Raw genomic sequence first — 26,733 nt, 5'->3', positions numbered from 1 at the left:
TCTTATAGTAAAATTCATTGTTTCTTTGCGTCAGCTTCGATCCACCCTCCTTCCGTAAAGCATCGGGCTTGATCGCCACCCGCCATCGGCGCGTGGCGGAGGGAAAGGGTCGAGAACGGTATGGCGACAGGCCGAAGCGAGGGATGCGGCAGCCAGGGACGACGCGTCGGCACGCCCCGCTCCGCGGCGACGCTCGTGCTCTGCGCCATCCTGCTCCTGTCGGCAGCGTGCAACACGCAGCCGTCGACCCGCAGCGGACTGGAGGCCACGCGCTCCCTGTCGAGCCCGCGCGACACGTCGAACCGCCGCCCGTTCGTCTCCGCCGCGCCCAAAGCCGGCGCCGTCACGCTGACGAGCGGCACCCCGGTCGCCCGGCGCCCGCTTTTCCAGGATGACGGCAAGGCCGTCACCCTCAATCTCGTGGATGTGTCCATCGCCGTGGCGGCCAACGCCATCTTCACCGAAATCCTCAAGGTCAACTACGTCATCGGCGACGACGTGGAGGGAACGGTGACGCTGCAGACGGCGCGGCCCATGTCGAAGCAGGCGCTGGTCGACACGTTCCAGTCCGTGCTCGCCTCCAGAGGCATGAAGATCACCAAGGTCGGCGCGGCCTACCACATCACCGGCTCGCAGGACCCGATCAGCACGGGCAGCCTGTCCTTCGCCCAGCGCGGCGGCGTTCAGATCGGAACGGCCGCGCGCGTCGTGCCGCTCGTCGCCGTGTCCGCCGCAGAGATGGAGCGCATTCTCGCGCCGATCGCGCCCGCAGGCGTGCTTCGGGCCGATCGCGCCCGCAACATCCTGATCCTGTCCGGCACGGCCGAGCAGATCCGCAACATGGAAGAGGCCATCGCGCTTTTCGACGTCGACTGGATGCGCGGCATGTCGGCCTCGATCTTTCCCCTGTCGGGCGGCGGCGACCCCACCGCCATCTCGCGCCAGCTGGAGGAACTCTTCGGCGGCACGAACGGACCGGTCGAGGGCGCCCTGCGGTTCGTGCCGAGCCGCGAGCTGAACGCCATCCTCGTCATCTCCTCCAACGCCGCCTATCTGGAGCGCGCCCGCGATTACATCCGCAAGCTCGATCAGGTCGCGGCGGCGAACACGCCGCAGACCTTCGTCTACAAGGTCGAGAACCGGCCGGCCAAGGAACTCGCCGTCATCGTGCAAGGCATGGTCGGGGGCCTCGAGGGCGCCAACGGAATTGCGAGCGGCCTGACGCCGCTGCGCTCCAGCCTCGGCGTCGGCGATACGGAGACCGCCTCTCTCGCCAGTCCGTCGCCGACCCAGAGCGCGGACGGCACGGACGCGGTCTCCAGCCTGTCGAGCGGCCATGTCGGCATCGTCGCCGACGAGCCCAACAACGCCCTCATCATCGTCGCCACCAAGGCGCAGTACGACCGCCTTCTGCCGACGCTCATGACATCGGACCGCATGGCGAACCAGGTGCTGATCGAGGCCGTCATCGCCGAGGTCACGCTGAACGACGAACTGCGCTTCGGCCTGCGCTGGTTCTTCGACCAACAGAACGTCAAGACGCGCCTGACGGATGCCGTGAACGGCGCCATCGGCGTCATCGCGCCCGGCTTCTCCTACCTCTTCGCCAATTCCGACTTCCAGGTCGTTCTCAACGCCCTGTCCTCGGTCACCGACGTGAAGGTCATCTCCTCGCCGACGCTGACCGTCCTCGACAACCGCACCGCGCGCCTGCAGATCGGCGACCAGGTGCCGATCGTCACGCAGACGGCGTCCTCCACGCAAGGGTCGATCGACGCGCCCATCGTCAACCGCGTCGAGATGAAGGACACCGGCGTCATTCTCTCCGTGACCCCGCGCGTGAATTCCAACGGCAACGTCCTTCTCAACATCGAGCAGGAGGTCAGCGACGTCGTGCGGACCACGACCTCGGGGATCGATTCACCGACGATCCGCCAGCGCAAGGTCTCCACCACGGTTTCGGTCGAGGACGGTCAGAGCATCGCGCTCGGCGGCCTCGTGCAGGAAAAGCGCGAGAACGGCACCGACGCCGTGCCCATTCTGGGCAATATTCCGGTGCTGGGCGCGGCCTTCCGCAATCGCACGAACGGCGTGAAGCGCACCGAACTCGTGATCTTCATCCGTCCCCGCGTCATGCGCAACGGATCCGAAGCGCAGGCCGTGACGCGCGAATTCCGCGACAACCTCGCGCATCTCGGGCTCAAGGCCGGACGCGGCGACGGACTGGCCCAGCGCATCGCCAGATGAGCCCGCGCCCCCGAGCGCCTCGGCCGCAGACGTCACGCCCACCCGGCGAGCGCCGGGCGCACGGGCCCGACGGGGCGAGCGGGGAGGCGGGCTTCGTCCTTGTCTCGATCCTGTCCGTGGTCATGCTCTTCGTCGCCGTCGCGACCGGGCTCGCCATCAAGGCCCGCCTCCACGCGCTTCAGACCGCCCATCTGCGCGAGGCCGCAGCCTATGGCGCTCTCGCGGACGGCGCGGCCCTCTTCGTCGTCGATGCCTTGCGCGAGGTCTCCAAGCCGGACAAGGCCGCGCCGCAGGACCCCGCTGCGGCGGAGCCGATCCCCGTGAACGGCCTGCCGCTGGATTGCCCGATGCCGCGCGCATCCTCGGCGGGCGGGCCCCCCGCATCGACAAGCGCGCGCATCGTGCTGCGCGTCGTCGACGCGGGCGGCCTCGTCGATCTGAATGCCGCGCCCGAGCCGATGATGACGGCCGTCTTCGGCGCCGCCGGTCTCGATGCGGCGACGGCCTCGACTCTCGCGACCGAGATCGGAACGGTCCGGACGCCGAAGGACGCGGCGTCCGGCACGGCCGTGCGCAGCGGGTCCTTCCTCGATCCGAGCGAGGTGCGCGTCCTGCGCAACGTGGCGGCGGCCCGCCGCGTGCTGCCGCTCCTCACCGTCGACAACCCGCGCCCGGCCTTCGACCTCGCCGTCACCGATCGTTTCGCCCGCACGCTCCTGCCGCGCGACGCGCCCTTGCTGCCCTCGCTGAGACCCTATCTCGCGCCGAGCCGCGGCGAGGTCTTTCGCATCGAGGTCTGGTTTGTGGCCGCTGACGGCGCGGTGCGCGCGAGCCGCGGCGCGACGGCGGCGTTCCAAGACGGGCGCGCGGAGATGCCCCGGATCCGTGCCTGGTCGCGTCTGTCCGACGTGACCGGCCCTCCGAACGAAGCCGCCGGGGCCGGGACGGAGCCGGGGCGCGTGACGGCGCTCTGCACGGCGCTCCGCGACGCTTTAGGGCCCCAGCGGTAGCGGCGAAAGAAGGGCGGCGAGACCGATCGCGAGCGCCAGGAACGGCCCGAAGCGCAGGCGCGTGTCGCGCGAGATTGCGCGGCCCCGAAGGGCCTGGAGCCCGAGATAGGCGAGAGCGCCCGCACAGGCAAGGAACAGCGCCACGAACAGCGCGGCCATGCCGAGCCAGAGCGTCGCCGCCGCGAGCAGCTTCACGTCGCCGAGCCCCAGTCCGACAAGACCGCGCCGACGCCGATAGACCTCGCGCAGGACGAGCAGCAGGGCCCCGACGACGAGCGCGTCGAAGGCGCGCCAGCCAAGGAACGCCCATCCCGCCTCGGCGGCTGTGACAAGGCCGAGAGCGGCGATGGCGGCATTGGCCGCATCGGGAATGATGCCGCGCCGCGCGTCCACCAAGGCGACGAGCGCGAGGAGAGCGACGAGCGCGAGCAGACGGGGGTCGGCATGTGTCATGGAGGTGAGGGGACCGGGCCGGCGGATGCGATCCGCCCTTCCTCTCCATATGCCAGCATCGCCTTTACCGGGACGTAACCGGGGCAGGGCTGACGTCGCACCTCCATTCGACCCCGTCCGCGGTGTCCTGCCGTCCGCAGCAAGACACCAAACCCGTGAGCAGGATCTGGCCACGCGGCCATCCGAGGCCCGGGCTTGGCAGAGCCGCGGTCCGGCCATGGCGATGCCGGCGTCGCGCGGATGGAACTCGACCGTCTCGACACCGGCCGCGATCCCGATGCCCAGCAAGGGCTGCGCGGCCTCGTCGACGGCGGCGGCGCGCCGATCTGGACCAGGCGCCCATTTGCGTAGAACGCCGCCGGCCTCGATGACTTAGGGGGCCGCGCCTGTCTCGACGCGATCGCCGGTCCACCGCCTTGCGCATCGTCTCGACCGGACGCGACGAAGCGGCGTGCGGCGAGGACCCCGACATCGCCTCCGGGACCCGCTGGAGACAGCGAGGTCGGTCCGATGTCCGGGCCTCGCATTTTACCGGGCCGTAACCCGGATGACGTAGCGTCATGTCGTCAGCGGGGCGATGCCGACCACTGGCCTTCGGCTTGCCGCGTGTGAAGGCGGCACGAGGCTGCGCACGGACGGTGGCGCCGGTTCGCGCCCAGCGGGCGCCAGGGGCCCGTCGGCCGGAACCCGTCCCGGAACGACGAACAGGAGACGCAAGTGAGTTCCTCGTTTCCGCCCGCCGTCCGTCTCGCGACGTTCGTGCTTCTCGTCGTCTGCGCCGCGACCGGGTCCGCGCTGGCCGAGCCGCTTCTGACGACCGAACTGCGCGGCTTTCTCCCGCCGGATTTCGCGACCGCGGCGGCGCCGGCACCGGCGCTGAGCGGGATGCTGCACCTTCCGCCGATGGTGGAGCTGCGCTCCGTCCTGCGGATGGCTCACCTCGTGGGCCTTTGCCTCGGGCTCGGCCTCGCGGTCGCGCTCGATCTGAGCATGCTCGGCTGGCTGCGCAAAGGCCACGTTCCACCCGGTGCGGCCGAGTTCATGCGGAGCGGGGAGCGGTTGGTCGCGATCGGCCTCGCGCTGCTCTGGGCCTCGGGCCTCGCGCTCACCGTGCTCGCGGTGCGGGCCGATCCGGCCTTCGTCGACAGTCCCAAGCTCTGGGCGAAGGTGACGATCGTCGCCGCGCTGACGCTCAACGCGGCGCTTCTGCACGACCGCATCCTGCCGGCCTTCGAAGCTTCGCTGGGTCGGCGGATCGACGGCAACTGGCGCGGGCGCGAGCGGCGGGTCTTCTTGCTCGGCGGTTCTGTTTCGGCCGCCTCCTGGACCATGGCCTTCGCGCTCGGCATTCTCAAGGAATGGAACTACGCGGCCAAATTCGGGGTGATCCTCGCCCTGTGGCTTTTGGCGATCGCGATCGTTCTGGCCGCCCTGCGCTTTCTCTTTCCCAGGCCGACCGCGCACCGCTCCTATGAAGGGGTCGACCGGCGCGCGGCGGCCTTGGAGAGGATCGATCAGGCCGGGGGCACCGGCGTGCCCCTGACGCGCGCCTCGACGCGCCTCGCCACCTCCTGATAGGTCACCGCGTAGGCAAACCGCTCCACGGCGGCGCCGCTCGGGTCGAGCAGCAACACGATGCTGGAATGGTCGACGGAGTAAGGCTGGCCATCGGTCGTCTTTGGGCGCGCCGTGATGATCTTGTAGGTCCAGGCCAGCTTGTCCATCGTCTCGATGGGGCCCGTCAGCGTGGTGAACGTGTAGGTGAGCGGCACGACATACCGCGACATGACGGCCGGCGTATCGCGCGCCGGGTCCACGGTCGCGAAGACCGGCGTGATCTTCGAACGGATTTTAGGCGCGACGAGATCGAGCGCCGCCGCCATTTCGAAGAGGCTGGTCGGGCAGATGTTCGGGCAGTTGGTGAAGCCGAAATACATCAGCCGCCAACCCTTGGCATCGTCCCACGGATCGTAGGGGGCGCCATGCCCGTCGACGAGGCCGGGCAGGGCGGGCCGCTCCGAGGGCGAGACCATGGGGGCCCGCGCATCCTGCGCCTCTGCCGAAACCGGCAAAGAGGGCGCGAGCAGCGCGAGGCCGAGGGACACGGCACGCAGGCTGCCTGCCCGGCGAGCCGCCGCACGGACCTTGCCGACAATGCCGCTACGGAAATCGTCGGTGTTCGGGAAAGACATGGCGTTCTCCGGAAAAGACGAAACCGGTCATGCGCCTCCCGTCTTGCCACAGGCTGACCTCCCTTCGTCAGCTTTTACATGGTGTCGATACAGTAAGTGTCGGTTGCTATCCTGACCCCGGGTTCGGTTAACCTCGCGGTTTCACCGCAAATCAACCCGGTTGCTTCATCAAGACTGGAGGGAAAAGCACCCGGTCGATCGGCGTCGATCGATGTAAGGAAGCGAGGATCGCGATGACGACGACGGAACATCCGGCAAGGCGACGTGCGGGTTCGGATGCGAATGCGCCAGGGAGGGTCCGACGACGGTCCCGGACGCGTGGGATCGCGCGCTTCGGCCTCGTGACGGCGACGGTCGGCCTCCTGTCGGGCCCGGCTGCAGCACAGGTCGGAACCTTCAGCGACGTCCTTCCCTGGGCCTTCATCCCGATCCACTCCTCCCTTCTGCCGGACGGCAAGGTGATGACCTTCGGCGCCAAGCCGAACGACGGGCAGGGCGGCTTCGACTTCGACCTCTGGGACCCGACCAAGGGCACGGGGCCCGATTCCCATCTCCAGCTTCCCAATGTTCTCGAAGTGGACTCCTTCTGCGCCGGCGCGGTGCTGCGATCCGACAATTCCAAGCTGATGATCGTCGGCGGCAATTCCAACGAGCGCGTCACCGAATTCGGCTACAAGAACGCCCGCGCCGGTCTCACGGTCATGCCGTCGATGACGTATCCGCGCTATTACGCGACGGTGACGACCCTTCCTTCGGGCCAGACGCTCGTCACCGGCGGCTCGCCCTCCTACGGCAATCAGACGAACGCCTCGCCGATCTCCGAGGTCCTGACGCCCGGCGCCGGATGGCGCGAACTTCCCGGCACCGAAAACTCGCCGATGCGTCGCGCCGATATGGCGACCTCGGGCAATCCGTTCTGGTATCCGCACATCTACACGACCAGCGCCGATGAAGTCTTCGTTCTCGCCGGCAGGTATTCCTACTACGTCGACCACACCGGCGACGGCTCGATCCGCGACGTTCGGCCCGTCACCGGAAACAACTGGGGGGCGACCTCGACGGGCGTCCTGTACCGGCCGGGTCTTGCCCTGCAGATCGGGGGCGGCTCCTACGGCAACAACACGCCGGACAACGTGCCGGGCTCCGACATGGCCAGCATCTTCGATCTCAGGCCGCGCATCGCGACGAGCCGAGACACCCGCATGCGTTTCAAGCGGCACTGGCCGACCGCTGTCGTGCTGCCGAACGGCGAGGTGCTCGTGGTCGGCGGCGCCGAGGGCAACAACACGCTCGAAAACGTCGCCTATGCCGCCGAGATCTTCAATCCCGACACCGAGCAGTGGCGCGTGGACGCGTCCATGCAGACGCCCCGTCTCTATCACTCGACCGCGCTTCTCATGAAGGACGGTCGCGTTCTGGTGGGCGGTGGCGGCGCGCCGGGACCGATCGCGGGCCGCAATGCCGAGGTCTATACGCCCGCCTTCCTCTTGGACCGGACCGGCAAGCCGGCTCCGCGTCCCTCCATCCTCGCCGGCCCCGTGCGGGTCGCGCTCGGGCAGACCTTCCGCGTGCAGGCGGACAAGACCATCCGGCGCATGACCTTCGTCAAGACCGGCACCGTCACGCATGGCTGGAACACCGACCAGCGCTTCTTCGAGGCCGCCTGGACGCCCGCTGGAGACGGCTACGATGTGACCTTCCCGGACGACGCGATCAACGCAACCCCCGGCCTCTACATGCTCTTCGCCTTCGACGAGGCGGGCGTGCCCTCCGAGGGCAAGTACATGCGCCTTCCCAGCCCCACCGGCGACGACGGGACCGACATCCCCTCGGACACGCCGACCTCGCCCGCACCCGCGGGCACGCTCGGCGGCGGCACGCCGCAGGGTCCTGTCGGCTGGGCGCGCTGCGCTTCGGAAAGCCAGATGTGTCGCTTCGACGGGCTGCGCACGGTGCGCTTCGGCGCCAACGGCACCTATGCCACGCGCGAAGCGACGAACGAGATCCTCTGCAGCACGGACACGTTCGGCCGCGATCCGGTCTTCGGCACGCTGAAGTTCTGCGAATACCAGACGGCCGCCGATCCGGCGCCGACGCCCGAGCCCGCCACTCCGCAACCCGAGCCGACGCCGCCGGCGCCGCAGCCGAGCCCTCAGCCCGATGTCCCGCAGCCGACCGCGCCCGCCTCGACGGCCGGCTGGACACGCTGCGCGTCGGAGAACGAGACGTGCCGTTTCGAAGGCGTGCGCCAAGTGCGCTACGGCGCGAACGGCATCTACGCCACGCGGGTCATGGTGAGTCTCGCCGCCTGCAACACGGCGACCTTCGGCCGCGATCCCGTTCCCGGCACGATCAAGGTCTGCGACGTCGAGTCTGCCGGTGCTCCTGCCCCAACGCCGACGCAGCCCGCCCCTCAAGAGGAGACGGCGGGCACCTGGGCGCGCTGCGCCTCGGAGAACGAGACGTGCCGCTTCGAAGGCGTGCGCCAGGTGCGCTACGGCGCCAAGGGCGTCTTCGCCACGCGGGTCATGGTGAACGTGGCCGCCTGCGACACGGCGACCTTCGGTCGGGATCCGGTTCCCGGCACGATCAAGGCCTGCGACGTCGCATCGGCCGACACGCCCGCCCCGCAGCAGGAGACGGCGGGCACCTGGGCTCGCTGCGCCTCCGAGAACGAGGTGTGCCGCTTCGACGGCGTGCGAAGGGTCCGCTACGGTATCGACGGCCTCTTCGTGACCCGCGAGATGCGCAACACCGCGGCCTGCAACACGGCGACCTTCGGTCTCGATCCGGCTTTCGGGCGGATCAAGATCTGCGACGTCGAGTCGGCCGGCGCCGCGGCTCCGACGCAGCCCGCGCCGCAGCGGGAAACGGCGGGCACCTGGGCGCGCTGCGCCACGGAAGGGTACATGTGCGCCTTCGATGGCGTGCGCAAGGTCCGCTACGGCATTGATGGACGCTTCGTGACCCGCGACCTGCGCAAACCCGCGGCCTGCAAAACGGCGACATTCGGTCGTGATCCGGCGCCCGGGCGGATCAAGGTCTGCGAGATCCAGATGGCGCGCTAAGGCAAGAAGCGACGGCCTCCACGATGATCGAGGCCGGCGCCACCCATCCAGGCTTTCCGTGGCGCGGTCGCATGAACCCCTGCGTCGCGGAAAGCCCTTTTTGCAGGACCGCCGGCACGGCCTTCCCGCGAACTTCCTTGAGCCATCCAATGGTCAGCCGAGCCCGCTACCTTGGCCTGCTGCGCGATGGCGGACTCGATCATCGCTCCACGACGAGACGGCAGCCCATTGGGAGTTGGAAGCGGACGGCCCGTGTCATGGCCAGACCGCGCCGGCTTGCGCGGCGTCGATACGTCGAGCGACGACGGACCTTCCGGGGCAGGACTGCGCATCTTTGCCCGAGGTCCGGTCGGCAGCGGACGACGCAGTTTGAAGCGGAGCCGGCCAATCCGGCCAAGCACACCTCGTGACGACCGGCGCCGTGCTGTCGTTCAGCGCGAAAGAAGAGCGTCCCGGAACGGCAGCGTCACGTGCTCCTCGCCGCGGCGAAGGCGGACGCTCGTCTCCGAGATGCCTTGGACGGTCCAGCCGAGAACCACGTCGCCCCGCCGTTTCCAACCCTCGCCGGATAGCGAGAAGAGCACCTTCGGCACGTCCTCGCCGGCGAGCAGTCCGGCGAGCGGGGGCGGGGGAAGGAGAGCCGACGAAGCCGCCGACGATTGCGGATCGGGCGAGATCGGCAGCGGCTCGACGCCCGCGGCCGGGCGGCGGAGGGGATCGAACGGCGCGGCCGAAAGCCCGCGTCCGTCGCCGAGCGGGGAGGGCGGCAGGGCGAAAGCCAGGGCGGCGCGCGGCTGCGCGTCGACCGGCCAGAACGAGGCGGCGAGGAGGAGGGCGAGGCTGCCCGCAGCGGCGATGCCCGCCAGCTTCGTCGCCGGTCCCGTGCCCCAGTCTCCATCGGTCTGAAGGAGGGGCAAGGCCTCCTCGTTGGCGGCGATCATGGCAGAGACGGCTCCGTCAGGAGGAACGCCGCCGACACCTCGATGCGGCCGGCCAGAACCACGGGCGCGCCGGGTGACGAGGTCGCGGCCGCCGTGAGATCGCCGACCCGGATGGCCGGCACGCCGCTTTCCAGATCGCGCAGGAACGTGTAGAGCCCGCTCGGCGTCGCCTCGAAACGAACGAGGAGCCGCACGGGGGCGCCGGGACGCTCGTCTGCGGCGGCGTCGGCCAAGTGCTCGAGCGCTTCGATCCGGACGGCCTCGATGGGCGCGGACGACGCGACGCGCTGCGAGAGGAGGTTGGCCGCTTCGCTCCGGTCCGCGGCGATGATGAACGGCGCCGGTCCCTCCGCGCTCGCGGCGGCGAGCACGCCGGACCGGCGCGCATCCAGCAGCGCGAGCCGATCGAGAACACGCTGCTCGTCCGCGATGGCGTCCCGCGCGGCAAGCCAGGTTCGAAGCGGCGCGAGAACCGGCGGCAGCGCCACGAGCAGAACCGCGCCGAGCAGGAGCAAGGCCGCGCCGCGCTGCAGCGCGGGATGATCGGTGAAGGGCGTCACGGGCGACCGCCCGCAAAGGGTGCCGCGATCCGGAGGGAGAGCGTTGCGAGGCCGGGCTCGGCCGTCAGCGTCTCGGCGGCGGAAAAGAGCGGACTTTGCGCGAGGGCGGCCGCGCCATCCGCCGCGCCAGGACCCCCGCTGGTTAGAACAAGCGCATCGCCGGTCAGGGCGAGGCTGCGCAGGAAGGCGTTCTTCGGCAGGCGCGTCGCGATCTCGTCGAGGAGGAGCGCGGCCCCCGGCCGCTGCCGCTCGACCAAGAAATCCGCCACGGCGGCGGCCGACTGCTCGCGGATCGAGGGGCGCGCGAAGGACGCGCGCTGCTCGGCCATGGCCGCAAGCGTTTCGGCGGGACGCCCGGCCAGCACGGCGAGCGTTGCAAGAAGCAGCGCGGCGGCGGCGAGGAAGAGCGCCTGCGCGGTGCGCGGCAAGGCGCGAAAGCGCGTGCCGGGGCCCGCACGGCGTTCGTTGAAAAGGTCGACCGGCACCGGTCGCCCTTCGCCGTCACCGACCGTGACGCGAACCAGCCGCGCCCCGGCGGCCTGGAGCGCGGCTTCCACCGCCGCGATGCGCGGGCGCAGGAGCGCGACCTGGCGCAGGATCAGCCGCTTGCCCGCGCGATCCTCCAGTTCGACATACCAGTCGGTCATGATGTCGTCGGGCGGAACCGGCAGCAGCGCCTCGATCTCGTAGCGCAGGATCGTGCCGGCATGGGCCAGCGCCGGTCTCGGCAGCTCCACCGTGCGCATGAGGCAATCGCCGCGCGGGATGGACAGGCGCACCGTGTCGCGATTTGCCGTCGCGAGCAAACCCGCCAGCCGTTCGGCGAAGGCGTCCTCTCCCGGCACCAGGACCATCCCCGGCGAACGCGCCGTGATCCCGCCCGCGAGCGCGAGCGCCACGCGCCCATCCGGTTGAAGAAAGCAGTCGATCGCTGCAGGCCGTCGCCCCATCCGCGCCAGCCAGGCGGGCGGCAGAAGGCTGATCAGACCGTCCCGCCACCACAGCGCGAAGGCGGCGAGTTTCGGCAGGATCGTCGCCCCGCCCGATGTCGCTTCCGCCGTCCCGTCCATGCCCGCCGAGCGCCCTTCGCCGATATCCCGGCGTCACCATAGGGCGCAGGCGTTGACCCAGCGTTAATCATGCCGGGCACGCATGCACAGAGGGGTGCCGCAGCCCTGCGACCGGACCGGGCCTGTCGTCGTGACCATCGACGCCGTCGCCAGGACGCACCCGGCGGGACGGCGCCTGCGCCTCGCAGATCCGCCCGTCGACGGCAACCGATCCTTTCGGAATGCGCTGTTGGCATGCTCCGACGAAAGCCCGTCGCGGAACGCGCCGCCGGCAGACCGCGCAGCCGGTCCGGACGTTGGGGATCGCGGGCGCCAACGATCCGCGGTGTAGCCTCGCGTGACGTCAGGATGCGGACTATCCAGCCTCAGCCATGCACCGCGTCGCCGCGCTGGCATCTAGCGTCACTTTCCGCGAAACATCACGGCAGAACAGGGGCTTGCCCAGGAGGTCTGGCGGAGAAGAAGGGATTCTCCCAAACACATCCGAAAAGCCCAGAAAACAAGGGTTCTGAAGCCGCTTTCAGTCGCCGTGTGTACCAGTGGCGTGTATCGATGTCGACCCTATGCCCGCAGTGGAATTGGTCAATCTGGACCCTCTAGCCAAGCGCAGTCTGCTGCCAAGGCCCGGGCTTGTGCAAGGTGCAACGTCGTTTACTTGGCGTTGCACCACATGCAGATAGTCTCGATCCGCGCGCCTGCACGAGGGGCGACGGCCGGCAAGTTCTACCGGACGCGCGACGGCAAGTTTCGATCCACGCCCCTCGCGAGGGGCGACCCGGTCACGGGCGACAAGGTCCGCCGCGGCTGGAAGTTTCGATCCACGCCCCTGCGCGAGGGGCGACGCCCATCAAACGGCCTCCTCGATGCCATAGACCTGTTTCGATCCACGCCCCTGCGCGAGGGGCGACATCGCCTCGGACACACGCGCGGCTGTGTGGTTCATGTTTCGATCCACGCCCCTGCGCGAGGGGCGACGGAATTCGGCTATCATCCGAGCCTCGTCGTGGAGTTTCGATCCACGCCCCTGCGCGAGGGGCGACTTCGGCGTCGGCCAGCCGGCTCGGTGCCCAAGCGTTTCGATCCACGCCCCTGCGCGAGGGGCGACGCCGGCATCGTGGCGGCCGCGCGCGCCTACCTGGTTTCGATCCACGCCCCTGCGCAAGGGGCGACTCGCGAGCTTGCGCGCTTCCGGGAGCTTGTAGGTGTTTCGATCCACGCCCCTGCGCAAGGGGCGACGAGGTTGTTCGCCTTCTCGCTGTCGCGCTGGAGTTTCGATCCACGCCCCTGCGCAAGGGGCGACGCTGCGTGCGGGTGACGGTGTCGACCATGTCGCCGTTTCGATCCACGCCCCTGCGCAAGGGGCGACAACCGCGCAGGACGTTGTTCAGCCCGTTGATGTAGTTTCGATCCACGCCCCTGCGCGAGGGGCGACAGCACCGCCTCGATCTCATCCGCGAGGCGATCAAGTTTCGATCCACGCCCCTGCGCGAGGGGCGACATCACACGCCCGAGACATGCCGGAAGACCTTCGGGTTTCGATCCACGCCCCTGCGCGAGGGGCGACGGGCGTCCAGGTCGCGCCGCCGTCCATCGTCATGTTTCGATCCACGCCCCTGCGCGAGGGGCGACACGGAATTCGGCTATCATCCGAGCCTCGTCGTCGAGTTTCGATCCACGCCCCTGCGCGAGGGGCGACTGGGTGCCTCGGTCGAAACCGATCGTCTTCACGGTTTCGATCCACGCCCCTGCGCGAGGGGCGACTGCCATCCATCTAAGCCATTGGCTGCGATCAAGAAAGCGCGCGGCTTGCGCGAACTCCCGGCATCCGTCGCCCCGCGCTCCTTGCGCATGCCGCGCCGGCGCCAATAAGCTTCACGATTTCAAAGAGCACGGTCTGGAGCGAACCAGCCGGGAAACGGCGACACGCTTGGCGTTCGCGCCAAACTGTTCACACGATCAGCACGCCGCCGAGATCCGTCGAAGGCTTGGCGCCGACATGCTCGACACGGCGCTGGCCGCCGCTGCCGAGGTGATAGTAGCGCAGGCTGTCCTGGTCGGGGTCGATGATCGTTTCGAGGCGCGCCTTGAGGCGCGTCCACTCGGCCGGATCCACCTCGATCTCGAAGACTGAATACTGCACCCGTTGGCCGACGTCGCGGCAGGCCTTCGCCACTTGCCGCAGCCGCTTCGCGCCGCCGGGCTCGCTCGTCTTCACGTCATAGGTGACGAGGACCAGCATCGCGGTGCTCCTATTTCCAGAACCAGGGCGGATAGACGTCGAGATCGCCGCGAAGATGACGCGACAGCATCTGGGCCTGGAGATAGGGCACGAGGCCGAGCGGCGCCTTCTCGCCGAGAAAGGGATGCAGGCGCTCCTCGCGCTTGCGCTCCTGCCAGGCCGCGAGCACGCGCTTGCGCGCCTCGTCCGTCAGCGTCACGGCGCCGCCCTCGCGCCGCTCGAAGTCGCCGGGCGAGAGCTGGCGGCGGTTGATCATCGACAGGGCCAGCCGGTCGGCGAAGATCGGCCGAAGTTCCTCCATCAGGTCGAGCGCCAGACTGGGGCGGCCCGGACGGTCGCGGTGGAGGAAGCCGACGGCCGGATCGAGACCGACGGCTTCGGCGGCGCTGCGGCAATCGTGGGTCAGAAGGGTGTAGAAGAAGGAGAGGAGGGCGTTCAGCGGGTCGAGCGGAGGGCGGCGCGAGCGGCCGCTCCAGCGAAAGGCGGGGTCTTCGTGTCGCACTAGATGGCCGAAGACGGAGAAGTAGAGCGCCGCCGCCTCGCCCTCCGCGCCGCGTAGAGTGTCGACGTCGCCGCCGGCCAGCTCGACGCGTCGGAGGATCCGGGCGAGACGTTCGACGGCTGCGCCCAGCGCCGCCTGAGCGGCCTCGGGCACGGTCTCGCCATGATCGCGAAGGCCACGCATGAGGACCGAGCGCTGATTGGCGACCTTGCCGAGCAGAAGCGAGCGGACGATCTCGGTGGGATCGTCGGAGGCGGCATATTGCGCCCCGCGCAGCAGGACGTTGCCGCTGACCGGTCCCTCGATCCGTGCGTGAAAGCGTCCGCTGCGCTCCAGGAGGACGATCGTCATGCCCGCCGCCGCCGCCGCGCCGATCATCCCGGGCGTCACGCTGATCGGTCCGAAGAGCACGATCGAGGTCAGCATGTGGAAGGGCACGCGGGCGCGCTCCTGGTTTTCGACGAGGACGACGGCGTTCTCGCCGTCCTTGCGCAGCACCGCGCCCTCGGTCGTGACGTAAAGGGTGTTGAGGAGCTTCTTCACGGGATTTCCGCCAGATGGGAGCGGAGTGCGACGTCGCGGAAGGCGCGGGCAGAACGGGTGATGGCCTTCGGCCGGCAGAGATCGATCAGCGAGCAGGCCCGGCAGCGGCTCGCATGCGGCGTCGGCTTTGGCGTGCGGCCGGCGGAGAAGACGTCGTGCAGCTCGGCGATGGTCGCCTCGGTCAGCGCCCGCAGCGGCGCGTCGAAGACCACCTCAACCCGGCGCTTCGTCTCGCCGTAGAAGAGCGCGCCCTCGGGAACGCCGTGGCCCGTCATCTCCTCGAGGCAGAGGCCTTGCGCGCAGAGCTGCACCGCATCGGCGCGATGCGCCTTCGGCTTGCCACGCTTGAACTCGACGGGCCGGGCGACCTCGCCGCCCGGCGAGGGCAGGAACTCGACGAGGTCGGCGACGCCGGCGATGCCCAGCCGCGCGCTGGCGACGGGAAGCGCCGAGACGCGGCGCACACCCTTGATGCGCCGCTGACCGGGACGGTCGGTGGCCAGGTGCATCACCGTGCCCTCGGCCGTGAAGCGGTTGTCCGCCCACATCCGCTCCAGATGGATCAGCGCCGCCTGCCGAAGGCAGTAGACGGCATGCTGGAGCGCGGAAAGGGGAATGGGTTCGCCCTGCAACTCGTTCTCCCTCTACCCTCTGCCCTCTCGCGCCGGCGCCGGCGCGATCGAGATCACCGCCACGATTAGCTGGTTTCGATCCACGCGGTCGTCCCGCGACCCTTGGCCTTCCTACAGCCGCTCTACGATCTCGACCCCCTCGGGAAGGCCCTCCCGGTTGATCGAGACGACGTAGTCGGTGAAGGCGCGCGCCGGGGGATAGTTGTCGAGGCGTCGGCCGATCGGCAGTGTCTCGCCCTCCACGAGACGATCCACCGTGATCCTGTCGAAGAGCTTGTGCGCGGGCGCCCGGCCGAGGGCGTTGTCGTGCCGGAAGACGATCAGTCGGCGTGTCGCCATCTCGCCGCGTGCTGCGGAGCGATCATGCTCGAACATCGCCTCCAGCGCCTCCATCAGGACGTCCAAGTCGGCGTCGGAAAATCCCGTCTTCTCGGCGAGCTTGGCGGAGACGAAGCCATGCGCCCGATAAAGGCCATAGGGGACGATGTGCTTGCGGCCCATGGTCCGGTTCTCGGTCCGCTGGTCTTCCTCGCCTTCGAGGGTCTGCTTCTTCTCGGCGGCGGTCGTCGCGGCCATGCGCGTGATCGAGACCTCCTGCGGGACGATCGGCTCGATGGATTGGGCGAAGGTCATCTGGACGGGACCGCGGACCTGGCCGCAATTGATGCCCGTCGACATCACCGCGCCGAAGCTGCGCACGTCGAATAAATTGTCGCACATGAAGCGGCGAAGCCGTGTCGCTTCGTCATCGTCCCTGGGGTTCAGCTTGGCCTGACCGTCAATCTTGGCGTCGTCGCCGCGTTCGGCCCTATAGGCTTTGCGGTGCTGTTCGTTGAGGATCGCCCCTTCCTGGACGTAGATCGCCTTGCCAGGTTCGCCGCCATGGGCAAGTTCCACATAGTTGCGGATCTTGCGCTTCAGGCTGACGTCCGAGACCAGCCCGTTGCCGGTCTCGGGGTCGAGGCGCGGCATGTTGCCGGCATCGGGATCGCCGTTCGGATTGCCGTTCTTCACGTCGAAGAGGAGAACGAAGTCGTGGCGTCGGGACAGGTCGCTCATGATGCGGCGGGCTCCTCGGTCGGTGCCTCCTTGCGGGCGAGGAAGGCGCTGCGCTGGTGATAGTAGCCGAGCCCGAACAGGGCTTGCTCGGCGGCGGAAAGCGTGGGGGGAAAGGGATCGTCATTCGGATCCATGCGGTCCATGATGGCCGCGATCGCCTTCTCGATGTTGACGCGCTGGCCGGGACGCTCCTTGCCGATCTTGGCGAGATGGTTGACCGATCCCGCGTCGAGCATGCGGAATACCTTCTGCGGCTGGACGGAGGCCGAGCCGTAGAACTTGTCCTTGATCGTCGCATTGACGTTGCGGCCGAGGGCTCCGGTCTGGGCGAACTCGTAGGCGGCGAAGAGGCGGCCGAGCAGGTAGCCGCGGTTGGGATTCTCCGGATCGAGTGCCACGGGCGCTTCCTTCTCGAGATGATAATTGCGGATGACGAGCGCCTTCAGCATGGAGACGCGGCGAGAAGTGACGTGGCCGTCGGCGCGGATGCGCATCAGGAGCGTCGAGAGGAGGGTCATCGGATAGCGCGACCCTGCAAGGATCGCGCGCATCCATTCTCCGGCCAGATTGGGCGGGACGTTGTCGGACTTCCCGCGTGCGGCCGTCTCGGCGAGATACTGCCAGAGCGGTGGGGCGCCGCCCGGATCGGCCGGCTCGACCCGCATCTCCTGCCAGAGCCGCGCGTAGTGGGAGACGATGGCGCCGAACTCGTCTTCCAGCCAGAAGCGGACGGAGATGCGCGCCGCGTTCGGTGCGAGGCCGAGAATGTGGAAGCGGACACCGGCGCAGAGCTCGGGCGCCACCTCGTGCAGCGGAAGCCTTTTGCGAATGCGCTCGAGGATATCGCCGACGCGGCGCGTGTCGCCCGTCGTGTCGATCGGCTCGTCCGCGAACATCGCGGCGAAGACGCTCTCCGACATCGCGGCGGCTTGCGCGTCGGCGGCCTCCGCCCAGAACACCGTCGAGGCGTCGCCGATCTGGATGCGGTGGCCGGAATCCTTGGTGAGAAAATGGTTGAGGGCGCCGACATAGGCGCTCGCCGCCGCCTGCGAGACCGGCGCATTGTCGCCCTGGACGTGGCCGTAGCTCTCGAAGGCGTCGAGATTGAAGGAGACGATCGAGGCGCCCGCCGACTGGCCGCCCCAGACGCCCTTGATCGAAGGATGCAGCCGCGCGATGGGGCCGCGCCGTCCGGTGACGAGGCAGAGCGCCGTCTCGGCTTTCCGGTCTGGCGGCGCCTCGATCAGCGCGCGGGCGGCCAAACGGTCGAACAGGAAGACGTTGCGCCGCCGCTCGCTCTCCAGCGCGAAGACGACGTTCTGGTCCTTCATGTCCTCGGTGAAGCCCGCCGCCTCGAACATCTCGGGCCGCCAGAATTCGAGAAAGCGCAGGAAGGCGAGCAGCCCCTCGTCCTCTGTCCCGGCGAGGAGCGCGCGGTGATGATCGACGAATGCCCGGTGTTCAAGAGCCGTGCGCGGTCCCGGGTCAACCTTCACGCCGAGCGAATAGGCCGTCTTGTCCCAAAACGAATTGGGAAGGATGTTGCTTGCGCGCTTGACGGGCTGCGGCACCGGCATCGGCCGCGGCTGGCGTTTCTTGCCCTCGCCGTCGCGCCAGTCCGTCACGCTGGCGATCGTGCCATCCGGATTCAACCCGACGACGAGGCCGATCTTCTGGAGGGAGAGGCCGGGCTTGGGCGCATCCGGCAGGCGGTCATAGGCCCGGGCGAGGGAGGAGAGGATGGTCACCGCAGCACCTCCGGAGAGCCGGGCGCCGGCACGCGCATGACGCCATCCTTCAGCTTTGCCCGAAAGAACATCGAGGGTCGTCCGGGCGCGGCGTGGTCGATGTCGAAGAGCATGAAGCCGAGATCCCGGGGCGTGCCGAAACCGAGCTCGGCGCTCGTCTCCGACGCGGTCGGAACCGGGTCATCCTGCTGTACGAGGGAGAACCGGGCGTCGAACTCGCGGGTGCCGAGACAGGGCTGGTGGAAGCACTGGCCGGCGGCGGCGCGGCGGTTGAACATGTCGAGATGCTTGCCCTCGCTGTCCTCGGGCCCGGCTCTCGCGGTCATCTCGAAATGCGCCGAGATGACGTAGTCGACGTCGACGAGGAGCGTCGTCGCCCGCTGCCGGCGGTCGTCGTCGACGATTACGGCGAGGCCATCGAGGTCGCCGCGCTTCATGGCGCTCTTTGCTTTGGCAGCCGATCCTTTGTGCCCGACCTCGTTGCGCCGGATCGAGCGGAAGCGGATTGGCTTCAGCACGTGGATCTCGTCGATCACCCAACGGATCGCCGGCTTCCAGTGGATCGCCTCCAGAATGCCGCGTGCGGCCGACGGCGTCATCACGTCGTAGGAGACGCGCTCGACCTTCATCTCCGGCCGCGTGAAGCAAGCAAAGGGGCCGGAGACGCGCAGTCTGGTGCCGTAGGTCAAGTTGGCTCGCTCCTATTCAGATCACCCCGTCTTCGAGAGCGATGTAGTCGGCATTCTCCCACAGCAGCCCGACCGTCTCGTCGTAAAGCGAGGGCGTGCGCAGCACGGCGAACTGGTCGGCGCGGTCCTTCAGATTAACGAATTCCACATGCCCGTTCTCCAGGAGCAGGCGCCGCGCCTTCGGCGGCACCTGCACGACGCAGAGTTGTAGATCGCGGGCGATCGCGCCAGAGGGAGTCTCGGCCGTCCACAGCTTCTTCACGGCCGCCGCCGCCGCCGGCCCGCGCGGCACGATGATCGGTTCCATGCCGCTCTCGATCATCCGGTACTTCTCGGCGATCGTGCGATAGGCGACGTCGACGCCGGTGCGGGGATCGAGCGTCATGTCCTTCAGGATCTTCTTGCTGTCGAGCCGATCGGCGAGACGCCAGTAGATCTCCTCGAAATAGTCCGCCATCGCATCCGGCGCGAAAAGGTCGGCATGCTGGTCCATTATCCGCGCCATGTCGCCGATCAGCCCGGCGATCTCCACCGGCGGCCTGTGATCCTTCGGCTTGAAGACGGTGACGAGACTTGCCTCGGCATCCCGCTCGCCCTCGCGGTTGCAGCGTCCGGCCGCCTGGGCGATCTGGTCGAGGCCCGCTTCCGCCCGCCAGACGAGCGGGAAGTCGATGTCGACACCCGCCTCGACGAGCGAGGTGGCAATCAGCCGGCAGCCTTCCCCGCTCTTCAGGCGGTGGCGGACGTCGGCCAAAATCTCCCGGCGATGCGCGCCGCATTGCCTGGTCGTCAGGTGGACGAGGTCGCCGAGTTCCGCAGCTTCCGCGGCGCGGAAAAGATCCAGCGCGTGGCGCCGGCTGTTGACGATGACGAGCGCCTGCGGTGTAACCGAAAGCGCGGCGACGATCGCTTCATCGTCCATGACGCCGGCATGGACTAGGCAGGTGCGTCGCAGGCTTGCCGCATGCCGTGCCGGATCGGGCGCGAGTTCCCGGCCGGCAAGCTCCAGCGCCAGCGGATGGCCGGCAGGCAGACGGCGCGCATCGAAAGCCGGCTGCGTGGCGGTGCAAAGGATAATGGAGCAGCCGTAGTTGCGGGCGAGTTCGTCCAGCATCTGGACGGTCGGCGACAGCAGCGGGCGCGGCAAGGTCTGCGCCTCGTCGAGGACGATGATGCTGCCGGCGAGGTTGTGCAGCTTGCGGCAGCGCCCCGGTCTTGCCGCGAAGAGGCTTTCGAAAAGCTGGACATGGGTGGTGACGATTACGGGCGCGGCCCAGTCCTCCATGGCGAGCCGCATTTTCTCGGCGCCCGATCGGAAGCCGTCGGCTGAGCGGGCGTCGTCCGCGCCGCGCGTCGTCTCGTTGATCCGCTCGGTCTCGATTCCGGAATGATGCTCGAGCACGTTCGCCTCGCCGAGCATGTCCCGGAAGATCGCCGCGGTCTGGTCGATGATCGAGGTGAAGGGAATGGCGACGACGATGCGTCGATGGCGATGGATCCTGGCGTGATTGAGTGCGAAGCCGAGGGAGGCAAGTGTCTTGCCGCCGCCCGTTGGCACCGTCAGGGTGAAGAGGCCGGGTGCCATCTCAGCTTTTGCCAGGACCGAGTCGAGAATCTCACGTCGGAGGGCAGCGAGCGGCGTTCGGGGAGCGCCGAAACTTGCGATCGTCTTTTCGAAGGCCCCGAGGAATTCCGGCAGCCTTGCGGCGAGCGAAGGCCAGTAGCGATCTTTTCGACGTTCGCCGATGCGCTCGTAGAAGCCCTCTGTCTCCTTGTAATCGGCATCGACGAGGCAAGAGAAGATCATCCGCCCAAGTAGGCCGAACTGGAAGGCCAGCCTGTCCTTGCGCCAGGCGAATTCCGGCAGTAGGCCCGCGGCGGAGGCGGGTGTTAAGGCGGCGGCTTCGGCCGAAAGAAGCGTTCTGTCGAACGCTCTCACCCTAGTCTTAAGAGAACTGTCCGAGAACGAGCGACGATCCGGCAGCCCGGCGTGATGCCCCGCGATGCCCTGGGCAATCAGCGTGGCGATCATCCGTTCATCCACAGTCGTCACAATATCGAGCAGAACTGCGGCACCTGCCGTTGAGTGGTCGACGCTGTCTCCGCCGGACAGGCGTTCCTGAAATCCAGCCGTATACTTGCCGAGATCGTGACGGCGGCCGGCGACTTCCGCTGCGGGACCGATTTTGAACGCCGTACCGAAACTCTCCGCGCGGCGGGCTACGCAGTAGAGATGATCCGAGAGGAGGTCCCAGTCCGATCGATCTTCTCGCGGTGTTGAATGCGCATGGAACGCCATGGATCAGTTGTTCCTGTCGCCAAGCCGTCAGCCGCCAGAAGTTGGTCAGTTACAAGCTTCAGCTTCATCCACAAAAACCGCCCGCCGCAAGTCTTCGACAAGAAGTCACGGCTTTCTCCAACACTGAGTGCGGCAATGGTATGTCGTCGGGCGCGGTAGCTGCTCACCCACCTCCGCCGTGAAAGAGCCAGACGCTGGCGCCGGCATTGCGGGGAACCTCAATTCGGTAGATCGCAGGGGACCAGGGCACCTTTCAAATGCACACGATCTCGAAGGCAGTGACAATCTGAATCAGCAATTATTGCCGATACAAACCCGCGACGCGGGATCGCTGGAGCCTGCGGGGCGATAGACCGGACCGGGCGCCGGCAAGTCCAGATCGACGTACGCTGGCGGCCGAATGGCAGCCGTTTGTCGTTGCCTTTGCACGACGCTGAGATAAGCAGCGCGGCTGTCTCCCGGGTCTTTGTTCGTGACGCTTAGGTGGGCTGACTCGGGACGTGTGGTCAGTCTCTCCGCGAGCTTCGACTTCAGGAGCGCTGCCGCCTCCCGAGACAGGGCGTGGTTCTCGACCAGAATGCCGCGCATGGCGCACGCGACGGCAACGGCATCCCCGTAGGCTGCGTCGCCAAAGACCCGGACGGCCTTCCAGCCATGGCGCTCTGCGGCTGCGGCCGTCTCCTCGGCGGCCACCCATGTGAGGGCACCCTGAAGACGGATGCTGGTGCCCGTGTCGAGCAGCGCCGAACCGTCGGCGAGGTCGATCCAGAGGCAGTCTCGCACGGGGTCGACGCGCACCCGCGCGACGTTCCCGATCGCCTCGACGTCGAGCCATCCCCCGCCTTGCCAAGATCGGAGAGCGGCCGCTCGGCGGTCTCCCGGCGTTCGTCTTCCCTCGCTCGCTTGGGCGGGTTCGAGGCGGCGTGCGGCGATCTCGCGCGCTGGCCGCTCAAGCCCTTTCCGCTCTGCCTCTGCATCAGCACATTCTTCGGCCGCAGCCTGCCAAGCACGGCGGCGGCGCCGATGCTGCGCAAGGTCCGCGATGGCAGGTGTGAGCGTGCCGGTCCGCTTCGTGGCTACTGCGTTCCACCGCGGCAACTCCGGCTCCGGAGAAGGAAGACCGCGATCGGCATTCGGCCGAGCGTCGCCCATGTATGCGATTCCGTGCGTGCGGCAGAAGGTGGTCAGCCGTTCTGCAATCAGTTCGCGCACAACTCGCCCTTCTCGTTCACGAAACCAGTCGCTCCAAGCACGCTCCTTTTTGCGAGCGAATTCATTTCCGTCGATCCGCCGAAGCGTACCGATGGCGTGAACATTCACGTTACGGCCGCCGTCGCTGGCCGCCGTGTCGTGAACGTCGATCTGAAGTACCATTCCCGCGGCCTGGAAGGGTTGGTAGACATGCCGAACCGCAGCCGCCCAGAGATCCCGAGGGATTGCCCGCGGCATCGAGAAATCGACGACGCGGGCCTCCTGCGCGTCGAGCCGCTTCTCGGCTGCGGCTGCGCGGTTCCACAGCGCACCAGGATTAAGGCACCAGTCGGGTACGCCGTCGGGTGCGAGAACAACGGTCGGCATCGCATGCTCGGTGGCCTTACGTGAGAAATCGAACCGACGCCCGGCGTGGTCGATCGCGATACAGCAAGCCTGGTAGGCTGAGCGCTTTGCGGCTGAATGCCTCTCGGATCGCGACACGATGCCGAGCTGCACGCGGAAAAAATCGGACATCGGCCAACTCCGCCGGCGGATTTGGGGAGACCGCCAGCCATTCTTCGAGCCACATCGCGCAGCGATGTATAGGCGAGCCTCTTCCCCGGTTTCGCGGGCCCGTGTCATCGATCATGACTGGAGTTGGTGCCGGGGCAAATCGCCGGCCATCATCAGCCCGGACGCCAAAACACGGAAGGGATGATGATGGTCCAGGAAGTTGCGAGCAGGCTGGAGGTGGCCCGCCTGAAGGAACGCGCCGCGCGTGCGAAAGTCGCCAGGCTGCGGCGCGCGGTCGACGGCGTGAACCGCCGTCTCGCAAACCAAAGGAAGTACGTCCTCGGCGCTGCCCTCATGGCCTTAGCCGAATCCGGCAAGGCGGAGTCGATGGTCACCGGATTTCGCCGCTGGCTAAACCGATACGTTTCCCGACATCAGGACCGCATCGCGCTCGCCGGAACACCGTTCGACCTCTCGGCTAACGGAGGCGACGATGCGACGTCCTGAACAGTCCCTCGTGCCGTCGCAGGTCTCGAAGCCAGGACGCCGGAGGCGACGTTTTGGTGCAAGCGTCCAGGTTCGGATGCATCGAGCACGGAAGCGTAGCCGTCGGGCGGGTCGTGATGCCGACGGACCCTGGGTTCTTCTCGCCATCGCCGCGGCAGTCATGGGCGATACACTGGCGCGATCCGTTCTCGGGATTGCCGCCACTGCGGTCGCGCGTCCACAGAACTTGTCTTCGACGGCGTCTTCCCCGGTGCTCTCCATCGAACGGAGGGGCGTTTCCCCCGAACGGTATCAGGCAGCGCGAACGGTTGCCGCCGACACGGGTCTCGCGCGTTTCGAGCGGGCCCGGATCGACTACCTGCCGCCCCTCAGTATCGGGGACGCGGGCCTCGCTCGCGCGCTCGACTACCTCATCCGCAACAATGGCGGCCGTCACGGCCCGGTGACGGAAGCGCGGTGACGGACCGTCGACGCTGCCTCGCTGCCGCTGGCCATCTACCTCCGCCACACCGACGACCGCTCGGCATGGCGGTCTCTCCAGCCCGAACTCCAGACATGCACGGTAACGGGCGCGCGGCCCGTCATGCGGGAGGACCGAGACCTCGGTCGCGAGAAGTTGGTCAAGCTCGTCGAGTTGTCACGGGTCTGGGCGGCACGCGGGACACTCCTGCTGCTCGACGGCCCCGACAGCGGCGACCCGGCCCCGGCGCCCGAACTGGGTTCCAAACGGCGAGCTCGAGCCGACCGGCGGTCCAGGTCGGCGCTGACGGGCATCGGCGCATCAGCTTCGGCCGACGTGAAGGTCTCCAAAGATAGGGCGGGGAAGCGCTCCGCGTCGGGGTCGGGGCGGTAGTCGCCGTTGGCGTACCGTTGTAGCTGCTCATGCGCCTGCATCATCGCCGCGCTGACAGCAGTGGTAATTCGCTCCCGGCTTTCGTCATCGACGAGGAGTCCTCGTTTCTCGAGGAAGGCGTCCACGATCGGTTTGTATCGTTTGGTTCGGATCACTTCGTACATGCGCTTGCCCACGGGGGTCTCGTGCCCGGACATCCTAACCTTTTCAGGTTTCAGGAACGCATAGTCCGTGACCAGCCGCACGCCCCAATCCTGGTCCCCCGGGTTCTCCTCGTGACGGGCTACGGTGTCCCTGTAGATTTCACCGGCAATGGCGACCGCCTGCTTCTGGGAGAACGAGCGGACGCCGACGCGAAGGTTCTTCCAGCGAGCCTCGACGTCGGCTGCTACACGGCTGAATGCGACCTTGGCCTCGGCGGGGTCGCGCGTCCGCAGGCTGACCCGATACTCGCGCTTGCCGAGTTGGTCGACGAGCACGGCTGGGACGCGCTTCCGGTACCAAAATATTCCCGAGTCGGGGTGCATCCAGGGTGAGGCCATTCGCAAGCCCATGTGTACCGCCGTTGTGCACCAGTGCGGCGGTTACAAACCCCTGAATCACAGGACATGGCTTGTCTGTAGGGCTTTGAGGATCGGCTGGCGGAGAAGAAGGGATTCGAACCCTCGATACGGTTTCCCGTATACGCCCTTAGCAGGGGCGCGCCTTCGACCACTCGGCCACCTCTCCAATCGGGGCGTCTAAAGGAGTCGGAGGGATGTTTCAAGTCCGTTGAGACGGATCGCCGACCGGAAGAGGGATTCTTCTCGATCTCCGCGTCCTTGGGCAGGCTTTGGGGACAGGATGCGACGCCGCGCCGTCGGCTCGTCGTCCCGCCCCGACGGCCGGTTCCACATGGGCTCGCCCGGCGGGACGCGGATTTCGACCGTCGCCGGAGAGGCGTCGCGGCGGGCCGGCTCAGCCCTTGTCCTCCGGCAATGGCGGGCCACGGAAGGCGTCCAGCCGTTCGGGGGCGGGAAGGGCGACGGGAGCGCCGGTTTCGGCCGAGCGGTAGATCGCCTCCATCAGGCGGTGGTCCTGAACCCCCTCCTCGCCGGGCGTGCGGGGCGTGCGGTCGTCGAGGATGCAGGTCGCCATGTGGTCGATCTCGGCTGCGAACTGGTTGTTCGCCTCGAGCTTCACCGCGGTCTCCGCCGTCGCATCGCCGTCGCGCTCTGCGATCGTCAGGCGCTGGCCGGTGTAGGAATAGGCGTTCGGCATGTCGACGCTCGCCCGCTCGAAGTTGAGCCGCTGGTGCTTGTCGTCCCGCGCGCCGTAGCTCGTCAGGCACTGGGCGATGAAGCCGGAGGGGAAGCGAAGCCGAAAGGCCACGGTTTCCTCCACCTCGGCATAGCGCGGGTCGTCCGGCGGCGAATGGAGGAGGGCGGAAACCTCGACGGGCTCTTCACCGGTGAGAAAACGGGCGGTGTTGAGGCAGTAGAGGCCGATGTCGGGCAGCGATCCGCCGCCCGACAGGGCGCGCTTGTGCCGCCACTGCTCCGCGCCGTTGTCCGCCACGGTCTGGACATTGGTCGCGCTCATCGCGACCAGCCGGCCGAAGCGCTTTTCGCGCACCCAGTCCATCAGCTGGCGGTTGTATATCTCGTACTGGATCCGATAGGCGATCATCAGTTTCACCTTCGCGGCCGCGCAGGTCGCGACCATCGCCTCGGCATCTTCGACGCTCGTCGCCATCGGCTTCTCGCAGAGGACGTGCTTGCCCGCCTTGGCCGCGCGCTCCGTGAACTCGCGATGCAGCGCGTTCGGCAGAACGACGTACACGACCTGCACGGCTTCATTGTCGGCGATGGCGTCGAAGCTCTCGTAGTCGTAGCAGGCGGCGGGATCGATGCCGTATTGGCTCGCCACGGTCCTCAACTTGCCCGGAGATCCCGACACGAGCGCCGTCACCTTCGCCTTCTTCGACTGCGCGAAGGCGGGAAGAAGCTCTTCGAGACTGAGACGACCAAGCCCGACGATGGCGAACCCGACGCGCTCGTCCGGCGACAAGGGCGCGGGCGGCGGCGCCGAAGGCGTGTCGGCGGGCGACCGCCAGGGGTCGAAGACGACGCGGCCCTCCTCCACGCGCCCGCGATCGACGGGGCTCGGCGGCGGAAGGTCTGCCGCGGACGCGGCGCGCGACCCGAACAGGAGCCCCGCGGCGCCGAAGCCGCCGAATTTGAGGAGATCGCGTCGCTGGAGCTCCGCACCCGTGGTGGCCGGTGGTTCGTTCGAGATCGTGTCGGTCATGGCGCCATCCCTTGCCTGGAGACGGAGTGAACGCGCGAAGCGCGGAAAAGGCAGCGGCAGACTGTATGCCCGGCTTTGGAACGGGGGCCCCGTCCCAAGTCTTATCGGGGCATCGGAACGCAGGA

Annotated in this window: 22 protein-coding genes, 1 tRNA gene and 1 CRISPR repeat array; of the genes, 7 read left to right on the top strand and 16 right to left on the bottom strand. The window is 68.0% G+C overall.

What is annotated here, in order from left to right:
- The first annotated feature begins 120 nt into the window (after positions 1 to 120).
- Both gspD and ASG43_RS10130 read left to right on the top strand, forming a co-directional pair.
- Positions 121 to 2,247, top strand: a complete 2,127-nt coding sequence (gene gspD, locus ASG43_RS10135; protein ID WP_082490799.1) for a type II secretion system secretin GspD — start codon at positions 121 to 123, stop codon at positions 2,245 to 2,247.
- Complete coding sequence (locus ASG43_RS10130) at positions 2,244 to 3,257, top strand: hypothetical protein (protein WP_156386620.1); 1,014 nt, start codon at positions 2,244 to 2,246, stop codon at positions 3,255 to 3,257. Before gspD ends, ASG43_RS10130 begins: the two co-directional genes overlap by 4 nt.
- Here the strand turns inward: ASG43_RS10130 and ASG43_RS23105 are convergent.
- Positions 3,240 to 3,710, bottom strand: coding sequence for an A24 family peptidase (locus ASG43_RS23105; protein ID WP_056503941.1), 471 nt, complete (start codon positions 3,708 to 3,710; stop codon positions 3,240 to 3,242). The two genes, ASG43_RS10130 and ASG43_RS23105, sit on opposite strands and share 18 nt — an antisense overlap.
- 195 nt (positions 3,711 to 3,905) lie before the next feature.
- On the opposite strand from ASG43_RS23105, the gene ASG43_RS23100 reads away from it, so the two are divergent.
- Positions 3,906 to 4,061 (top strand): hypothetical protein, encoded by a 156-nt coding sequence (locus tag ASG43_RS23100; protein ID WP_162244704.1) that lies wholly within the window; start codon positions 3,906 to 3,908, stop codon positions 4,059 to 4,061.
- A gap of 366 nt (positions 4,062 to 4,427) precedes the next feature.
- A complete protein-coding gene (locus ASG43_RS10120; RefSeq protein ID WP_056503938.1) occupies positions 4,428 to 5,285 on the top strand; it encodes a hypothetical protein in 858 nt (285 codons plus the stop codon).
- Here ASG43_RS10120 and ASG43_RS10115 read toward each other — a convergent pair.
- The gene (locus tag ASG43_RS10115; protein WP_056503935.1) at positions 5,225 to 5,902 is read right to left on the bottom strand and encodes an SCO family protein; all 678 of its coding nucleotides are present in this window, start codon (positions 5,900 to 5,902) and stop codon (positions 5,225 to 5,227) included. The genes ASG43_RS10120 and ASG43_RS10115 overlap by 61 nt on opposite strands.
- Before the next feature lie 341 nt (positions 5,903 to 6,243).
- On the opposite strand from ASG43_RS10115, the gene ASG43_RS23720 reads away from it, so the two are divergent.
- Entirely contained in the window at positions 6,244 to 8,970 is a 2,727-nt protein-coding gene (locus ASG43_RS23720; RefSeq protein ID WP_162244703.1) for a galactose oxidase-like domain-containing protein, read from the top strand.
- 431 nt (positions 8,971 to 9,401) lie between these two features.
- Here ASG43_RS23720 and ASG43_RS10105 read toward each other — a convergent pair whose 3' ends face one another.
- From ASG43_RS10105 to ASG43_RS10055, 11 genes are all read right to left on the bottom strand, one after another.
- Positions 9,402 to 9,911, bottom strand: a complete 510-nt coding sequence (locus ASG43_RS10105) for a hypothetical protein (protein ID WP_056503928.1) — start codon at positions 9,909 to 9,911, stop codon at positions 9,402 to 9,404.
- Positions 9,908 to 10,471, bottom strand: a complete 564-nt coding sequence (locus tag ASG43_RS10100) for a GspMb/PilO family protein (RefSeq protein WP_056503925.1) — start codon at positions 10,469 to 10,471, stop codon at positions 9,908 to 9,910. The genes ASG43_RS10105 and ASG43_RS10100 overlap by 4 nt, the downstream gene beginning before the upstream one ends.
- Positions 10,468 to 11,541, bottom strand: a complete 1,074-nt coding sequence (locus ASG43_RS10095; protein WP_056503922.1) for a hypothetical protein — start codon at positions 11,539 to 11,541, stop codon at positions 10,468 to 10,470. Before ASG43_RS10095 ends, ASG43_RS10100 begins: the two co-directional genes overlap by 4 nt.
- Before the next feature lie 679 nt (positions 11,542 to 12,220).
- A CRISPR array of direct repeats spans positions 12,221 to 13,302; the repeat unit is 32 nt; unit sequence GTTTCGATCCACGCCCCTGCGCGAGGGGCGAC.
- A gap of 187 nt (positions 13,303 to 13,489) precedes the next feature.
- Positions 13,490 to 13,780 (bottom strand): CRISPR-associated endonuclease Cas2, encoded by a 291-nt coding sequence (gene cas2, locus ASG43_RS10090; RefSeq protein ID WP_056503919.1) that lies wholly within the window; start codon positions 13,778 to 13,780, stop codon positions 13,490 to 13,492.
- A gap of 10 nt (positions 13,781 to 13,790) precedes the next feature.
- The gene (cas1c, locus tag ASG43_RS10085) at positions 13,791 to 14,825 is read right to left on the bottom strand and encodes a type I-C CRISPR-associated endonuclease Cas1c (RefSeq protein WP_056503916.1); all 1,035 of its coding nucleotides are present in this window, start codon (positions 14,823 to 14,825) and stop codon (positions 13,791 to 13,793) included.
- Positions 14,822 to 15,457, bottom strand: a complete 636-nt coding sequence (gene cas4, locus ASG43_RS10080; RefSeq protein ID WP_056503912.1) for a CRISPR-associated protein Cas4 — start codon at positions 15,455 to 15,457, stop codon at positions 14,822 to 14,824. The genes cas1c and cas4 overlap by 4 nt, the downstream gene beginning before the upstream one ends.
- 111 nt (positions 15,458 to 15,568) lie before the next feature.
- Complete coding sequence (gene cas7c, locus ASG43_RS10075; RefSeq protein ID WP_056503910.1) at positions 15,569 to 16,516, bottom strand: type I-C CRISPR-associated protein Cas7/Csd2; 948 nt, start codon at positions 16,514 to 16,516, stop codon at positions 15,569 to 15,571.
- A complete protein-coding gene (cas8c, locus tag ASG43_RS10070; protein WP_056503906.1) occupies positions 16,513 to 18,264 on the bottom strand; it encodes a type I-C CRISPR-associated protein Cas8c/Csd1 in 1,752 nt (583 codons plus the stop codon). Before cas8c ends, cas7c begins: the two co-directional genes overlap by 4 nt.
- Positions 18,261 to 18,953 carry a type I-C CRISPR-associated protein Cas5c gene (gene cas5c, locus ASG43_RS10065; RefSeq protein WP_056503902.1) on the bottom strand — a complete coding sequence of 231 codons (693 nt, stop codon included), beginning with the start codon at positions 18,951 to 18,953 and terminating at the stop codon, positions 18,261 to 18,263. Before cas5c ends, cas8c begins: the two co-directional genes overlap by 4 nt.
- Before the next feature lie 16 nt (positions 18,954 to 18,969).
- Positions 18,970 to 21,252, bottom strand: coding sequence for a CRISPR-associated endonuclease Cas3'' (locus ASG43_RS10060; protein ID WP_056503898.1), 2,283 nt, complete (start codon positions 21,250 to 21,252; stop codon positions 18,970 to 18,972).
- Between the two features lie 291 nt (positions 21,253 to 21,543).
- Entirely contained in the window at positions 21,544 to 22,980 is a 1,437-nt protein-coding gene (locus tag ASG43_RS10055; protein WP_056503893.1) for a MobA/MobL family protein, read from the bottom strand.
- 180 nt (positions 22,981 to 23,160) lie between these two features.
- On the opposite strand from ASG43_RS10055, the gene ASG43_RS10050 reads away from it, so the two are divergent.
- Both ASG43_RS10050 and ASG43_RS10045 read left to right on the top strand, forming a co-directional pair.
- A complete protein-coding gene (locus tag ASG43_RS10050) occupies positions 23,161 to 23,466 on the top strand; it encodes a hypothetical protein (protein WP_056503890.1) in 306 nt (101 codons plus the stop codon).
- 250 nt (positions 23,467 to 23,716) lie between these two features.
- The gene (locus tag ASG43_RS10045) at positions 23,717 to 23,926 is read left to right on the top strand and encodes a hypothetical protein (RefSeq protein WP_056503887.1); all 210 of its coding nucleotides are present in this window, start codon (positions 23,717 to 23,719) and stop codon (positions 23,924 to 23,926) included.
- A gap of 35 nt (positions 23,927 to 23,961) precedes the next feature.
- Here the strand turns inward: ASG43_RS10045 and ASG43_RS10040 are convergent, their stop codons facing one another.
- From ASG43_RS10040 to ASG43_RS10030, 3 genes are all read right to left on the bottom strand, one after another.
- Complete coding sequence (locus tag ASG43_RS10040) at positions 23,962 to 24,846, bottom strand: DUF6538 domain-containing protein (protein ID WP_056503883.1); 885 nt, start codon at positions 24,844 to 24,846, stop codon at positions 23,962 to 23,964.
- A 112-nt stretch (positions 24,847 to 24,958) separates the two neighbouring features.
- Positions 24,959 to 25,048 (bottom strand) — tRNA-Ser (locus ASG43_RS10035).
- Between the two features lie 228 nt (positions 25,049 to 25,276).
- Positions 25,277 to 26,608 carry a Gfo/Idh/MocA family oxidoreductase gene (locus ASG43_RS10030; protein WP_082490796.1) on the bottom strand — a complete coding sequence of 444 codons (1,332 nt, stop codon included), beginning with the start codon at positions 26,606 to 26,608 and terminating at the stop codon, positions 25,277 to 25,279.
- Positions 26,609 to 26,733 lie beyond the last annotated feature (125 nt).

The sequence above is a fragment of the Aureimonas sp. Leaf454 genome, assembly GCF_001424685.1.
Classification (GTDB): domain Bacteria; phylum Pseudomonadota; class Alphaproteobacteria; order Rhizobiales; family Rhizobiaceae; genus Plantimonas.
The sequence above is the reverse complement of the archived record's forward strand: the minus strand, read 5'-3'. Positions and strand labels throughout refer to the sequence as shown.